The organism is Nocardia sp. NPDC055321, from assembly GCF_053645575.1.
In genome coordinates this window covers 58917-73688 of sequence record NZ_JBSHMS010000009.1, presented here as the reverse complement: position 1 = coordinate 73688, position 14772 = coordinate 58917, and the positions used below count along the sequence as shown (strand labels likewise).

At 68.6% G+C, this 14772-nt stretch carries 16 protein-coding genes; 9 read left to right on the top strand and 7 right to left on the bottom strand.

All coding sequences use genetic code 11. The annotated features are described in order from the left end of the window. Positions 1-16: 16 nt before the first annotated feature. Complete coding sequence (locus ACWIGI_RS16295; protein ID WP_454203201.1) at positions 17-772, bottom strand: glucose 1-dehydrogenase; 756 nt, start codon at positions 770-772, stop codon at positions 17-19. 194 nt (positions 773-966) lie between these two features. Between ACWIGI_RS16295 and ACWIGI_RS16290 the strand changes: the two genes are divergently transcribed. The 4 genes from ACWIGI_RS16290 (at position 967) to ACWIGI_RS16275 (ending at position 4492) form a co-directional block, all read left to right on the top strand. Beyond that, positions 967-2088, top strand: coding sequence for an LLM class flavin-dependent oxidoreductase (locus tag ACWIGI_RS16290; protein ID WP_454203200.1), 1122 nt, complete (start codon positions 967-969; stop codon positions 2086-2088). 50 nt (positions 2089-2138) lie between these two features. Beyond that, on the top strand, positions 2139-2897 hold the full coding sequence (locus ACWIGI_RS16285) for a glucose 1-dehydrogenase (protein WP_454203199.1): 759 nt from the start codon (positions 2139-2141) through the stop codon (positions 2895-2897). Positions 2898-2949: 52 nt separating this feature from the next. Continuing rightward, positions 2950-3909: an alpha/beta hydrolase gene (locus tag ACWIGI_RS16280; protein ID WP_454203198.1), complete on the top strand. Its 960-nt coding sequence runs from the start codon at positions 2950-2952 to the stop codon at positions 3907-3909. A gap of 163 nt (positions 3910-4072) precedes the next feature. Further along, entirely contained in the window at positions 4073-4492 is a 420-nt protein-coding gene (locus ACWIGI_RS16275) for a DUF4189 domain-containing protein (RefSeq protein ID WP_454203197.1), read from the top strand. Here the strand turns inward: ACWIGI_RS16275 and ACWIGI_RS16270 are convergent. Next, positions 4489-4863, bottom strand: a complete 375-nt coding sequence (locus tag ACWIGI_RS16270; protein WP_454203196.1) for a DUF5313 family protein — start codon at positions 4861-4863, stop codon at positions 4489-4491. The genes ACWIGI_RS16275 and ACWIGI_RS16270 overlap by 4 nt on opposite strands. Next, complete coding sequence (locus ACWIGI_RS16265; RefSeq protein WP_454203195.1) at positions 4863-5315, bottom strand: MarR family winged helix-turn-helix transcriptional regulator; 453 nt, start codon at positions 5313-5315, stop codon at positions 4863-4865. The genes ACWIGI_RS16270 and ACWIGI_RS16265 overlap by 1 nt, the downstream gene beginning before the upstream one ends. 331 nt (positions 5316-5646) lie before the next feature. Between ACWIGI_RS16265 and ACWIGI_RS16260 the strand changes: the two genes are divergently transcribed. The 3 genes from ACWIGI_RS16260 (at position 5647) to ACWIGI_RS16250 (ending at position 9059) form a co-directional block, all read left to right on the top strand. Then, positions 5647-6870 (top strand): glutamate ABC transporter substrate-binding protein, encoded by a 1224-nt coding sequence (locus tag ACWIGI_RS16260; RefSeq protein WP_454203194.1) that lies wholly within the window; start codon positions 5647-5649, stop codon positions 6868-6870. A 117-nt stretch (positions 6871-6987) separates the two neighbouring features. Beyond that, on the top strand, positions 6988-7776 hold the full coding sequence (locus ACWIGI_RS16255) for a hypothetical protein (RefSeq protein ID WP_454203193.1): 789 nt from the start codon (positions 6988-6990) through the stop codon (positions 7774-7776). Between the two features lie 62 nt (positions 7777-7838). After that, on the top strand, positions 7839-9059 hold the full coding sequence (locus ACWIGI_RS16250; RefSeq protein ID WP_454203192.1) for an RtcB family protein: 1221 nt from the start codon (positions 7839-7841) through the stop codon (positions 9057-9059). Positions 9060-9179: 120 nt separating this feature from the next. Here ACWIGI_RS16250 and ACWIGI_RS16245 read toward each other — a convergent pair whose 3' ends face one another. Both ACWIGI_RS16245 and ACWIGI_RS16240 read right to left on the bottom strand, forming a co-directional pair. Next, on the bottom strand, positions 9180-9659 hold the full coding sequence (locus ACWIGI_RS16245; RefSeq protein ID WP_454203191.1) for a hypothetical protein: 480 nt from the start codon (positions 9657-9659) through the stop codon (positions 9180-9182). A 100-nt stretch (positions 9660-9759) separates the two neighbouring features. After that, on the bottom strand, positions 9760-9888 hold the full coding sequence (locus ACWIGI_RS16240; protein ID WP_454203190.1) for a hypothetical protein: 129 nt from the start codon (positions 9886-9888) through the stop codon (positions 9760-9762). A 160-nt stretch (positions 9889-10048) separates the two neighbouring features. Between ACWIGI_RS16240 and ACWIGI_RS16235 the strand changes: the two genes are divergently transcribed. Beyond that, on the top strand, positions 10049-12166 hold the full coding sequence (locus ACWIGI_RS16235) for a RecQ family ATP-dependent DNA helicase (RefSeq protein ID WP_454203189.1): 2118 nt from the start codon (positions 10049-10051) through the stop codon (positions 12164-12166). A gap of 207 nt (positions 12167-12373) precedes the next feature. On the opposite strand, the gene ACWIGI_RS16230 is transcribed toward ACWIGI_RS16235, so the two are convergent. Then, entirely contained in the window at positions 12374-12862 is a 489-nt protein-coding gene (locus tag ACWIGI_RS16230; protein WP_454203188.1) for a MarR family winged helix-turn-helix transcriptional regulator, read from the bottom strand. 132 nt (positions 12863-12994) lie between these two features. On the opposite strand from ACWIGI_RS16230, the gene ACWIGI_RS16225 reads away from it, so the two are divergent. Further along, on the top strand, positions 12995-13414 hold the full coding sequence (locus ACWIGI_RS16225; protein WP_454203187.1) for a hypothetical protein: 420 nt from the start codon (positions 12995-12997) through the stop codon (positions 13412-13414). A gap of 180 nt (positions 13415-13594) precedes the next feature. On the opposite strand, the gene aztD is transcribed toward ACWIGI_RS16225, so the two are convergent. Next, positions 13595-14755 carry a zinc metallochaperone AztD gene (aztD, locus tag ACWIGI_RS16220; protein WP_454203186.1) on the bottom strand — a complete coding sequence of 387 codons (1161 nt, stop codon included), beginning with the start codon at positions 14753-14755 and terminating at the stop codon, positions 13595-13597. Between the last annotated feature and the right edge of the window lie 17 nt (positions 14756-14772).

The following is a 14772-nucleotide window of genomic DNA, read 5'->3' as shown; positions in this document are numbered from 1 at the left end:
GGGTGGTGTCTGTCCTCTAGTAGCCGCAACTGGTGAGCATGCCGCCGTCGACGACGAACTCGCCGCCGGTGCAGTAGCTCGAGGCCTCGGACGCCAGGAACAGCGCCACCTCGGAGACCTCGACCGGCTGACCCCAGCGCGGGATGGGCAGTTCGGAGAAGAAACTATTGCCGTCCACACCGCTCGCGCCCGCCACGGACGCGGTCATGGGCGTGGCGATACCGCCGGGGTGCACCGAGTTCACCCGGATACCCGAATGACCCAGCTCCCGGGCGGCGGACTTGGTGAGTCCGCGCAGCGCGAACTTGCTCGCGCTGTAGGCGGACAACCGGGCAGCGCCGACGAAACCCTCCACCGAGGACACGTTGACGATGGAACCGCCACCGGCGTCGATCATGGCGGGCGCGGCGGCTCTGATGCCGAGGAAACTGCCCGTCACGTTGATCGCCTGCATGGTGTTCCACTCGTCCAGGCTCATGTCGAGCAACCGCTTGAATCGCAGGATGCCCGCATTGTTGACCAGCGTGGTGAGCCGGCCGAAACGCTCGACGGTCTCGGAAACCGCTGCCTGCCAGTCGCTTTCACTGGTGACATCGTGGTGTACGTAGTGGACGTCCGCACCGAGCTCGGCGGCGAGCGCCTTACCCTCGTCGTCGAGCACATCGCCGAACACCACGCGCGCGCCCTCGGCGGCGAAACGGCGCACGTGCTCCGCTCCCATACCGCGCGCACCGCCGGTGATCAGCGCGACTTTCCCGTCCAACTGTCCCACAGGTTCCCGTCCTTCCTCAGCGTTGAAACCGACGCTAAGGCGGTCCCGCGGGACCGGGCAGGTGTGGTCCCGGCCACTGAGACAACCGAATGACCTGATGGTTTGAGTACTGAACTATTTCGGTTAGGCATAGCGGCCGGACCTTGCCCGAACAGGCCGCCTCGGGTAAGCCGGCGAGCTGAGGAGCACCCCGAATGAAGTTCTCGATGATCTTCGAAGCACAGATGGCGGATCCCACCGCCGCGCACGAGGCCCGGGTGCTGCACGACTGCGTCGAACAGGCGGTGCTGGCCGATCGGGTCGGCTTCGACACCGTGTGGGCGGTCGAGCACCACGGACTCAAGTGGTACGCGCACATGAGCGCGCCGGAGATCTTCCTGACCTGGGTGGCGGCCCGGACCGAGCGCATCCGCATCGGGCACGGCGTGGTGTGCATGCCGTTCAACTTCAACCACCCGGTGCGCGTCGCCGAACGCGCCGCCATGCTGGACGTGCTCTCGAACGGGCGGCTGAACCTGGGCGGCGGCCGCGGCGCGACCGCCGTGGAGACCTCGATGTGCGGGGTCGACCCCGCGCGCACCGCGGCCGAGGTCGAGGAATCGCTGCGCGTGATCGCCGCCGCCTGGCAGGACCCGGACGGCGAATTCTCCTATCGCGGTGAGCTTCTGACCATCGAGCCGCACCATCTGCTGCCCCGGCCGGTGCAGCGCCCGCATCCCCCGCTGTTCATGGCGTGCACGCGCAAGGACACCCTGCGGCAGGCCGCCGACTACGGCGTCGGGGCGCTCGTCCTGGGCTTCGCCGGGATCGAGGAGATCGCCGAACTGCGCGGCATCTACGACCGCGCCATCGCCGAACGCAGCGGTGAGCGACTCGTCTCCACCGTGGTCAACGACCATTTCGCGGCGCTGTGCCCGACCATCGTCCTGGACGATCGCGAACGCGCCCGGCAGATCGGCGCGCGCGGGCAGCGCTTCTTCGCCCAGGCGATCAAGCACTACTACGGCATGGGGCCCGCGCCCGACGAAGCCGTGGATCCCGCCGCCGACGAGATGGCCCGGATCGGGGCGGCCGGCGCGGAGCACATCGCCTATCTGCACGAGGCCAAGATCCCGGTGAAGTCCGGGTCGGCCGCGATCTTCAACGCCGAACACGCCTACGGCACCGCCGACGACGCCATCGCGTACGTCGAGCGCCTCGCCGCCGCGGGAGCCGACGAGATCCTGTGCCTCATCCAGATGGGCACCGTCCCGCAGGAAGCGTGCCTGGAAACCATCCGGCAGTGGGGCGAGAAGGTCATCCCCCACTTCCGCTGACCACTCGAACCATCGACATCCCCACCGTCACACACAGTTAGGACACAGCAATGACCGACCTGAACGGCAAAGTCGCCATCATCACCGGAGCCGCTCGCGGACAGGGCGCGGCCGAGGCGCGGCTGTTCGCCGAACGCGGCGCGAAGGTCGTCATCACCGACGTGCTCGAGACCGAAGGCAAGGAGCTCGCCGAATCTCTCGGTGACGCAGCGCGATTCGTCCGGCACGACGTGACCGACGAGGACAGCTGGGCCGCCGCGGTCGAGGTCGCCGTGTCCACCTTCGGCAGGCTCGACGTGCTGGTCAACAACGCCGCCATCTACATCATGAAGCCGCTGGTGGAGACCAGTTCGCAAGAGCTGGAACGCATTCTGCGGGTCAACCTCATCGGCGCGTTCAACGGGATCAAGGCCGTCATCCCGGCCATGACCGCGGCGGGCGGCGGTTCCATCGTGAACATCTCCTCGCAGGCCGGACTCGAGGGTCTGATGAACCACTCCGCCTACGGTTCGTCCAAGTGGGGCCTGCGCGGGCTGTCCAAGATCTCCGCCCTCGAACTCGGCCCGGCCCAGATCCGCGTCAACTCCGTGCACCCCGGACCCATTGCCACGCCGATGGTTCCGTACCTGACCACCGGCCCCGGCAGCTTCCCCACCCTGCCGCTCGAGCGCACCGGGCACCCCGAGGAGGTCGCCGAACTCGTCGCCTTCCTGGCCTCGGACGCCTCGGCCTACATCACGGGCGCGGAGATCACCGTCGACGGCGGGCTGGCGGCGGGCAAGTTCATCCCGCGCGGCATGCAGATGTAATCCGTTCCACGCGAATCCATTCCGAGATCACCCACCACCGCAGGAGTCCGCGATGTCCCTGTCGCCCGAATGGCAAGTCTTCGTCGACGCGGCCGCCGCCGCCTTCCCCGCCCTGGGCACCGAGGTGACGGACGCCCACGCGGCGCGCGCCTTCCTGGCCGCCCGGCCGGCGCCCGCGGTGCCGCCGATTCCGGTTGCGGCGGTGGAGGAATGGCTCGTACCGGGACCGATCGACGCACCCGAGGTGCCGGTGCGGCTGTACCGGCCGCTCGCGTCCGAGGCCGTCCCCGGGGTCGTGGTGTTCTATCACGGTGGCGGTTTCGTGCTGTGCGGCCTGGACAGTCATGACCGCTTCTGCCGGACCATGGCCAACGAGGCCGGCGTCATCGTGATCTCGGTCGACTACCGCCGCGCCCCGGACGATCGGTTCCCCGCCGCGGCCGACGACGCGTACGCGGTACTGCGCTGGGTCGCCGACAACGCCGAATCACTCGGCGGCGATCCGGCGCGGGTCGCGGTCGCCGGGGACAGCGCCGGCGGCAACCTCGCCACCGTCGCCGCGCTGCGCGCCCGGGACAACGGCGGACCGGACATCGCCTTCCAGCTGCTGCTGTACCCGATGCTCGACCCGGCCACCGACAGCGAGTCCTACACCGAGAACGCCACCGGCTACTTCACCACCGCGGCCCATTTGCGGTGGTACTGGCGGCAATACCTGCGCACGGACGCCGACGCCGAACAGCCGGACGCCGCCCCGCTGCGCGCCGACCTCACCGGCCTGCCGCCCGCGTACATCGCCACCGCGGAGTTCGACCCGCTGCGCGACGAGGGCGAAACCTACGGCAGGCTGCTGCACGAAGCGGGGGTGCGGGTGCAGGTGCAGCGCTGGGACGGCACCGTGCACGGATTCATGTCCATGGCCTTCCACCTGCCCGAGACCCAGCGGGCCAACGCCGCCGCCTTCGACGCGCTGCGGACCGCGCTGGCGCGCCCGCTGCAGGCCTCGCGGTAGCCGGCGCGGAAATCCCGTCGGCCGCAGCCGGATCGGCGGTCGGTGATGTTGCGATCGGTTCACCGGTGAGTAAAGAACCGGTAATCCCAAGGCGGCCCGCGCGGCGGTGCCGATCGTCTAGCATCGGCCTCGTTCGTCCGCTTCTGAAATATCGGGGATTCTCTTGTCGGTTGCACGCCTCACCGCGGTCACCGCGGCCATGACGGTCTCCTGCGCCCTGGCGGGCGCCGGAAACGCCTCCGCCGCAGCGCAGTACTACGGCACGATCGCACTGTCGCGGCTGAAGAACGCCGCGGTGATCTCGACCGACGCGCCCGGAAAGGTCTCCGCGGACGCGGCCGCCATCCGCGACTGCGCCAACTACGACTGCGAGATCGTGCTGCGCTTCAGCGACGGCTGCGGCGCCGTCGCCCGCGGCGCGGACGGGCGCTGGGGCTGGGCGGCGGCGGGCAATCGCACCGAAGCCGAGGCCATCGCGGTCGGCTCGCTCGGGGAGAGCAACCCGCCCTTCCCGGACCTCGGCAGCGCGTCCCCGCGCCCGGCCCAGGTGATCACCTCGGCCTGCACCAGGAACGCGGGCTAGCGCAGACCGCCGTAGCGCGCCTCGTACGCGGCGCGCTCGGCGGCGCGGCGATCGCGGCGGGCCGGATTCTCCAGATCCTCCGGCAGTCCGTGCTTGCGCAGCCGATGCGCGCGATTCATCGGCATGTAGGCCACGATGTAGAACATCGCGAGCAGCAGCACCAGCAGAATCATCGAGGCGCGCAGCCACAGCTCACCCGGAAAGAGCAGGAACAGCGCGAAGACCGGAATCATCGGCACCAGGCCGCGCACCAGATGCCGGGGGCCCGCCCATCTGCCGGTGAGGTCGTTGCGAACCCAGTCCAGCAGGGAGTCGGGCAGGCGCCGGCCGCAGGCGTAGCCGAGCCACTGTATCGGGTTGGGGCGCTTCATCATCGGACTCCCTTGTCGGCCGCGCGCGCGGCCGCGTTGACGCGATTGAGCACATCGCGCAGTTCCTCCAGATCGGACAGGCTCACCCCGAGCCGTTCCACCACCGCCGGCGGGATCAACTCGGCCCGCGCGCGCAGCGCCCGGCCGGAGTCGGTCAGATCGACCACCAGGGTGCGTTCGTCACGGTCGTCGCGGCGGCGGGTGATCAGACCCGCGGCCTCGAGTCTCTTGAGCAGCGGGGACAGCGTGGGCGAATCGAGCTGAATGGCGTCGCCGATGTCCTTGACCGACATCGGGGCCTCGCCCCAGAGCGCGAGCATCACCAGGTACTGCGGATGGGTCAGGCCCATGGGTTCCAGGAGTGGGCGGTACACCGCGAGCACCGCGCGATTGGCGACCGCCAGCGCGAAGCACACCTGCCGGTCCAGCCGCAGCGGGTCGTCGGCTTCCATCGTTCCGCCCTCCTCGATCGTCCTATCATTAGTGTCAGAATAGTTAACGCACTAACTATTGGCACGCGATCGGTGCGTATTCCACGTCACACCCACCCGGCGAGTGGCCGGGAAGCCGAGCGGGCATCGCCGTCGAGAATTCTATTTGCTAACAATTTGCTATTTCTGGCGTTTCCCGGGTACCCCGAAAATGACGGAGATTATTCCCCGCCGAATATTCTGACGAATCGCAATTTCAGACGGTTGATATCCGCGACTTTTGGTCACACCAATGCTTGGATGCTCGATAAGCTGAATGGTTGCTAGCCTGTGAAAAGGAGATAAGTCACCGATGAAGCGCGTGTTCTACACCGGTTCGATTGCGACCGTTCTCGTCCTCGCCGCATGCGCGCTGCAAGCCGCCCCGAAGCCGGAAGCGCCCCGGCCGCCCGCGCGCACCCTCACCATCGGCATCTCCGACGACCAGCCCGGACTATCGACCCGAGGTCCGGACGGAAGACCCCGGGGCTTCGACGTGGACACCGCCGTCTACATCGCCGGACAGCTCGGGGTGGAACCCGAGCACATCACCTGGCGCGAAGCGAGACCCGACCAGCGCGAAGCGCTGCTGAACTCCGGCAGCGTCGATTTCATCGCCGCCTCGTACTCCATCACCGCCGCACGGCAGCAACAGGTCTCGTTCGCCGGGCCCTACCTGATCGCCGGACAGGACCTGCTGGTCCGCCACGGCGAAAAGCACATCGACCGCCCCGAGGACCTGCACGACCGTTCGATCTGCACCACCGCGGGATCCACCGCCGCGGACCGCATCCGGCGCGGCTTCGCCCGCACGGTCGAACTCACGACCCGCGACACCTACGCCGAATGCGCGGCCGATCTCATCTCCGGCGTCGTGGACGCCGTGACCGCCGATGACGTCATCCTGGCCGGATTCGCCAAGAAATACGACGGCACCCTGCGCGTGGTCGGGCACCAGTTCACCCGCGAGCGCTACGGCATCGGCGTCCGCAAGGGCGACATCACCCTGCAGACCCGCATCACCGACGCCATTCGCAGCATGATCGACGACGGCTCCTGGCGCCGCGCCATGGAAACCCACCTCACCGCCAACGGTTTCCGCCCGCAGGCCGCGCCCGTCGTCTTCAACGCCCCCGACCGCCCCGTGCCCCCCGCCGACCCCGCGACCCTGGACCCCGACCTGGTCCGCGTCACCAACGCCGTGGCCGCCACCTCGAACGCCCGCGACTGGGAGGGCTTCCGCACCCTGGTCTGCCCCGAGACCGCCAACGACATAGACGAGATAGTCACCCACTACACCCCCCGCTACGACACCCACCTCGGCCCCGAGCTGACGACCGCCGGCTACACCCACACGGTGACCGCGGTAACCCAGCCCGACCCCGACACCGCCACGTTCGTCCTGCACGAGACCTTCACCGACGTGCCCGACAAGTACCGCAACTACTTCAAGGACATCAACTACACCGGCACCCTGATCCGCCGCGAGGGCGCCTGGAAGCTCTGCACGTTGAACGCCGACTTCGTGGAACCGTAGGAATCAGCCCTGGCGCGCCGAGCGTCGGCGCGCCAGCAAGGCTCGATGAAATGCCATGAATCAGACAGGTTTTCGCACTTTCTCGAACTCATGTTCGAACACTCGTAGTCTATCTTCATGATGGATCTCAGTTCCCCTGAGCTGTCCTACATGGTTGGTCTTCTGCAAACGGACGGCACACACTCCGGCAGCACCACGGGCAAGGGCAAGATCTCGATCGAACTGTCCGAACGGGATGCCGACATCCTTCTCCAGCTACAACGCCTACTCCCCTGCCACTCGCTGATTTCGACCAGAATCAGAGACACGAACTTCAAGCAGGGTTATGCCAGCAGGGTGTTGGAGTTCTGCGCCCAAGACGTTCGCAAAGAGTTCGAACGGTTCGGCGTCCCGACCGGTAAGAAGTCGAAAATCATCGGACCACCTACCGAGACGTTCAGTCGATCGGACTATCTTCGGGGCGTCCTCGACGGGGACGGTTCAATCGGTTTCACCGCCAAGGGTTTTCCGTTCATCAGCCTCGTGACGGCGAGTCCCGCGATGGCGAAGCACTTCTGCGACGAGATAGCGGCAGTGAGCGGAGTCCGACGCTCAGCAAAGCCGAACAAGCGGGACAGCGTTCCCAACATCATGGTGGCCAACCTCGCGGCAGTGCGCCTCGCCGACTGGTGTTACCCGGTGGGCGCGTTATCCATAGCGCGTAAGTACGCGGCGGCGCGTGCGGTCTCCGAATGGCTGGCACCCCACCAGAGATTCGGACACACAGTGCGGCACTGGACCCCAGAGGAGGACGAGCTCCTCGGTCACCACACCATCAAAGAAGCGGCTGCGCTGCTGGGGAGGAGCGAACAAAGTGTCAACCTTCGCCGTTGGCGACTGAGGCGCCGCACACCTCCGCCCGAATAATCCGGTGCGCGACCGCGGGTTCGACGCCTACCGTGATGCGCAATCCAAAGGAAGGACATCGGATGTTTCCCGTCGAGCTGCGCGGTACCCGAGCGCAGACGCTCATGTGGGCCCACGAGCACGAGATCGAGTCGGCCGCGCTCCAACAGCTGCGCAATATCGCCGAACTGGAATGGGTGCACGGGGTTCGGGTCATGCCCGATGTACACCTCGGTAAAGGCGCCACCGTGGGCTCCGTGATCGCCATGCGGGACGCCGTCGCGCCCGCGGCGGTCGGGGTGGATATCGGTTGCGGCATGGAGGCGGTCCGAACCTCGCTCACCGCATCGCATCTGCCAGACGACCTGCGAGGATTGCGGGCTCGAATCGAGGCTGCGGTGCCGGTCGGCTTTGCCGCGCACAGCGATCCGGTGAACGTGAACCGGCTGAACAACGAAGTGTCCGGGCATCGTGCGGGCGTGGTCCTTCGGTCGGGCTGGGAGAAGTTCTGGAAAGCCTTCGGATCGCTGGATTCGGGTGTGCAGTCGCTCGAATCGAAGGCGCACAAACAGATCGGAACACTAGGCAGTGGCAACCACTTCTGCGAACTTTGTCTGGATTCTGAGGGTCGCGTCTGGATTCTGCTGCACTCCGGGAGCCGGAACATCGGTAAGGAACTCGCCGAGCGGCACATGGCGGTCGCGCGGAAGCTGAGTCACAACGAGGGGCTGCCGGACCGGGACCTCGCGGTGTTTCTGGCGGGGACCGCCGAAATGGACGCCTACCGGCGGGATTTGAGCTGGGCGCAGGAATACGCGGCGCGGAACCGGGCCGTCATGCTGGCGCTCGTGTGCCGGGCCGTGCGGGAGGAATTCGCGGGGAAGGACGTCGTTTTCGACGACACCATCTCCTGCCACCACAACTACGTGTCCGAGGAGATCATCGACGGGATGCCGATGCTCGTGACGCGCAAGGGCGCGGTGCGGGCGGGGGCCGGGGAGCTGGCGCTCATCCCGGGATCCATGGGCACGCGCTCGTACGTGGTGCGCGGCAGGGGAAATCCCGCGTCGTTCCAGTCGGCCTCGCACGGGGCGGGGCGGCGGATGAGCCGCAACGCGGCCAAGCGGCAGTTCACGGTCAAGGATCTGATCGCCCAGACCGAGGGCGTCGAGTCCCGCAAGGACGCCGGTGTCGTGGACGAGATCCCGGCCGCCTACAAGGACATCGACCAGGTGATCGCGGCGCAGCGCGACCTTGTCGATATCGTTGCCACCCTACGGCAGGTGCTCTGCGTCAAGGGGTGAGCTGCCGTGGCCGAGGCGTCGTACCTGTTGGGGGTACGGCGCCTCGGTGCGTGAGCGGCCACGGGACCCGCTGGGCCGCAACGCTGTTCCCACCCCATCGACGACGCCGGTCGCCCCCGCTCACCGCCGCCCGAGGGTGACCGCGAGTCCCGCGCCCATGAGCAGTATCCCGACGATGAGCGGGAACCCGGACCGCAGCCATTCGTACAGCGCGACGTGCATCTCGTCCGAGAACGGCAGCTCACCGATGAGCCGGAACGTGTCGTCCGGGAAGATCAGGTGCAGGATCCCCGGCAGTACGCCCCAGACCGCCCCCGCCACAACGGTTCCCAGCGGCGAGTAGGCCGCCAGCACGACCACGACCAACAGCAGCAGCGCCCCCAGCAGAATCTGCAGCGTCGACCCGAGCCGGTCCGCCAGATCCCCCAGAATCACCCAGCGCCTGGTGTCGGCGGCCCCGCGCGCGGCGAACACCGTCCCGATCGGGGTGAGGATCAACCCGACCCCCACGCCGGTCAGCGTCCGCGACATCGTTCCGCCGCTGCGGAACTGCGCGCCCGGCGGCGTCCACCCCGCGGGCGACGGGAACTTCTCGGGCATGGGCGCCTCCCCTGTTCCCCGGAAACCCCACGGTCCCGGTATCCCATTGTCCGCCCGGCCCGCCGTTTCGCGCCCCCTCGATGCGCGATCGATCCCGCCGCTACATCCGCAGCGGCCGACCGGGTTCCAGGATGCGCACGGTCGTGTCCGCCGCCAGGTCCGCCACGGCGTCGCGATACAGATCCGGCCGATTGCGCTCGGCCTCGGTCATGACGCGGTCTCCGATCACGCGGGCTCATCATCCTGCGCCAGGATCGGCCGAGTTTCCCGTGGCCGCCGGTGGACGCGCTGGTTCGCACCTTGGTCACGGCCCACCTCGCCGCGGCGGGCTGAGCGCCGGGGGTGCGAGGTTGCCGCCGGGGTGCACCGTGTCGGTGCGGTGCGGCACCATGGACCGGGTGACCTCGACCGACGCGACCCAGACCCAGAACTCCGGCGCACTGCGGGAGGATGCCGAACGGCTGTTGCGAGAGCTCGCCGGGCCCGCGGCCCGGTTGCGGGAAGACCAGTGGGTCGCCATCGAGGCGCTGGTCGTGGGCAGGCGGCGGGCACTGGTGGTACAGCGCACGGGCTGGGGTAAGTCGGCGGTGTACTTCATCTCCGCCAAGCTGCTGCGCGCGGCCGGGCGCGGGCCGACGGTGATCGTGTCCCCGCTGCTGGCGCTCATGCGCAACCAGGTCGCGGCGGCCGAACGCGCCGGGGTCGTGGCGGACACCATCAACTCGGGCAACGTCACCGAGTGGGACGAGATCCACGCCCGGGTCGCCGAGGGCGTGGTCGACGTCCTGCTGGTCAGCCCGGAACGGCTGAACAACCCGGACTTCCGCGACGCCGTGCTGCCCAAGCTCGCCGCCGACGCCGGCCTGGTGGTGATCGACGAGGCACACTGCGTCTCGGACTGGGGTCACGACTTCCGGCCCGACTACCGCCGAATCCGCACGCTCATCGCCGATCTCGGCTCCGACGTGCCGGTGCTGGCCACCACCGCCACCGCCAACGACCGCGTCGTCACCGACGTGGCCACCCAGATCGGCACGGACACCCTGGTGCTGCGCGGCGGGCTCGACCGCGAGTCGCTGCACCTGTCGGTGGTGCGCATCCCGGACGCGGTGGCGCGCACGGCCTGGCTCAGCAGGCGCCTGCACGAACTGCCCGGCTCCGGCATCGTCTACGCCCTCACGGTGGCCGCGGCCCAGGATCTGGCCGACGTGCTCAATTCGCACGGCCACCACGTCGCCGCCTACACCGGGCAGACCGATCCGGCCGAGCGCGAAGCCCTCGAGGCCGCGCTGCTGAACAACGAGGTGAAGGCGCTCATCGCCACCTCGGCGCTGGGCATGGGTTTCGACAAGCCCGATCTGGGTTTCGTCGTGCACGTGGGCGCGCCGTCCTCGCCCATCTCCTACTACCAGCAGGTCGGCCGTGCCGGGCGCGGCACCGAGCGCGCCGAGGTCGTTCTGCTGCCCGGCCCGGAAGATCGCGCCATCTGGAGTTACTTCGCCTCGGTGGCGTTCCCGCGCGAGCACATCGTGCGCTCGGTGCTGGCCGCGCTCGACACCGATCGGGCCCTGTCCACCGCCGCGCTGGAACCGCTGGTCGAGTTGAACCGCTCGCGACTGGAGATGGTGCTCAAGGTGCTGGACGTGGACGGTGCGGTACAGCGGGTGCGCGGCGGCTGGATCGGCACCGGGCAGCCCTGGGTGTACGACACCGAACGCTACGAACGCCTGAACATCGCGCGCGAGGCCGAGCAGCAGGCCATGATCGACTATCAGGCCACCGACGCCTGCCGGATGAATTTCCTGCGCGGCCAGCTCGACGATCCGGGCCTGTTGCCGGATTCACCCGGCTGCGGTCGCTGCGACAACTGCACCGGCACGCGCCAGGACATCGCGGTGGACGCCGGCGACGTGGCCGCGATCCGGGCCCGGCTGGATCGTCCCGGCATCGACCTCGCACCGCGCAAGCAGTGGCCGACGGGCATGGCCAAACTCGGAATCTCGCTGTCCGGCAAGATCTCCCAGGGCGCGGAGACCGGCCGGGTGCTCGGCAGGCTCAGCGACCTCGGGTGGGGTCAGCGCCTGCGCGCCCTGCTGGACGCGCCCGACGCGCCGGTCCCGGACGACGTGTTCAAGGCCTGCACGGTCGTACTGCGCGAATGGAATTGGACCGAGCGCCCCGTCGCGGTCCTGGCTATGGACACCCCGCGGCACCGCCTGCTCACCACCTCGCTGGCCGCCCGCCTGGCCGAGGTGGGCCGCCTGCGCGATCTCGGCACCCTGCACCTGCGCCCCGATCTGCCCCCGGTGTCGGCCGCCAACTCCGCGCATCGCGTGGCCGCCCTCGACAACGCCTGGGACACACCGGATCTCAGCGATGTGGACGGCCCGATCCTGCTGGTAGACACCCTCACCGATTCCGGCTGGACCTTCACGATGGCGACCCGGGCGCTGCGCGCGGCCGGCGCCGACGCGGTCCTCCCGTTCGCCCTGGCGACCCCGTCCTGACGGGCCGTCGCGCACGAACCGGCTCCCGCGGCACGTTCGTTCGCGGAGGATGCCGCCGCCGGGCAGCATCGCGACCGTCCCGCCGTTCACCGCAGCAGCCACACCGCTGCACGCGACGCGCTCGACGAACGGCAGGGCGATTCCACGACCGGCGCGTCCGGTTGTCGCCGGAGCGGCCGCCGTTCGGACGGTGCGCCGGACGAACGGTCAGGAATCGTCCGCGGGGTCGCGATCGCGCAGGGCTTCGAGGGAATCCACGTAGCGCAGCATCAACCGCGCGAAGGTCAGCCGGTCGGACTCGGGCCACTCGGCGGTGACGCGGTCGAAGGCCTCGCGCTGATGCGTGCGGAACCGGGCCATGAGCTCATCGCCCGCCGGCGTCACTCGCAGGACGGTGCGACGGCCGTCCAACTGGGACGCGGCCCGGATCAGATAGCCCGCCTCGATGTTGTCCGCGACCATGCGGCTCGCCACCGAGGGATCGGCGCCGAGCAGTTCGGCGATCCGGCCGACGGTCACCTCCGCGCCCGGCTCCCGGCTGTGTTCGAGCACCTGGTTGAGCACCAGGGTCCGGCTGAAGTCCTTGGCCGAGAGCGGGTTCCGGACCTGTAGCGCGGCGGTGCGGCGCAGTTTCGCGAAGGCCGGGCCCACCGCGTCGAGCAGTTCGTCGGCGGTCCGGGGGTCCTGCGCTGTCATCCGCCCATCGTATATCCGTGACCGGGTGAATATGCATGTTGACGATCAATTATATGACTGACAGCATGTATATGTTCGATGACATGGATCTGGCCGCGCGCCGGGTCCGCTAGCACCGCAGGAGACCATCCCGTGAAACCCATCGGCTTCTGGCTCAATCGCGCGGACCGCGCCATCACCGCCTATTTCGACGAACGCCTGGCCGCCTTCGGCCTCACCCGTTTGGCCTGGCAGGCCCTCAATGTCATTCGCGCCGAACCCGAGATCACCGAGGCCCGGGTCCACACCGAACTCGAGGCAAACGCCGACCTCGAAACCCGGCTGGCCGCACTGGATCTCGTTCTCACCACCGGCTGGGCCGTGCGCACCGGCGCCGGACTCACCCTCACCGCCCTCGGGCGCGACCGGCACGACGAGGTCGCCGCGGCCGTAGCCGGCTTCCGCGAGGACTCGATGACCGGCATCACCGCGGATGAATACCGCACCGCCGTCACCGTCCTCGAACGGATGACGCTCAATCTGGAACCCCTGACAGGCGACCACGCCCGCTGAATCATCGGCTCGCACCGGCACCGATGCGACCGGCCCCGCACCGCCCTCGAACTCGGAAATCAGCGCAAACCACCCCGCGCACCACCGAATTCCACAACCATCGTGCGCCACTGCCGAATTCGGCAACCGACGCGACCGGGCCCCGGCGCGACTGCCGGGGCCCGGGGGAGAACCGCAGACTCAGTGCGCGAGAACGCCGCTGATCTCGTTCGGGACCGATTCCAGCGTCACCGAATTCACGATCTTGCCCGCGGTCAGATCGACCCGGTGAATCTGCTTGGTGGCGGGATCGCTCACGAACACGTCGGCGCCGCGCACGAAGATCGCCGGTCGCGGCTGCTGCCACTCGAGCGGCTCCTCCCACGCGCCGATGACCGGGACGCTGCGGGTCACCTTGCCCGCCACCGGATCGATGACGTGGATGCGGCCGTCGGTGCCGAGCACCAGGCCGTCACCCTGTGCGGTGCGCGCCAGGGAGCGGAAGGTGTAGCTCGTGCCGAGCGGGACCAGGCGCAGCGAGCTGTTCCGGGTGTCGATCAGCGAAACCTGCTGCGGCCGCTCCAGTTCGGCGTTCTTGTCCTGCTTGTAGTCGCCCAGCGCGATCGGGGAGGCGTCGCTGCCGGCCTGGTTGCCGATGCGCCCGTACGGGGTCGGGCTGGTGACCTTGGTGATCACGCCGTCGCAGTAGACCAGCGCGCCGGTCTGGCAGCCGATGACCACCGCTTCCCCGGCCACGGTGGACTCACCGTGCACGCCGGGGCAATCCTCGTTGCGTGCGATCTCCTTGCGGTCCTTGTCCAGCACCACGATGCCGGTGCGCTTCTCCTCGGTGCCGAGGGTCACCACCAGCTGACCGTTGGACAGCTCGACGGCCACGCCGTGGTGCGGCGCGGCGGCCCTGTAGTTCCGGGTCTTCGGGCTGCCGTGTTCGAGATCGTGCGGATCGAAGATGGTGACCTCGCCGGTGCCGTCGGTGAACAGCACGGTGCGATCGGCGTGCCGGACCACGTGGCCGGGCTTGGCGCCGGGGAAGGTGACGTCGGTGAACTCGCCGTGCACGGCGTCCAGCACCTGGAAGCCCTCCTTGGTCGACACCATCAGGTGGGTGTCGTTCCCGGAGGGGTTGAGCCGGTTGAAGCCCGCCAGCTCCAGCTTCTTCGCGACCGTGAGGTTCTGCCCGTCCAGCAGGTAGATGCCGCCGTCATAGGTGACAGCGAGCGGGTCGGCGATCTCGGCGTGCGTGTCCGTCTTGTCCTCGGCGCCGCAGCCGCTCAGGGCCAGCGTCGCGGCCAGCAGGCCGGTGAGCGCGACGCTCGAGCGCGCTCTGGTGCGAATTGACATGGTTGTGCTCCTCATCT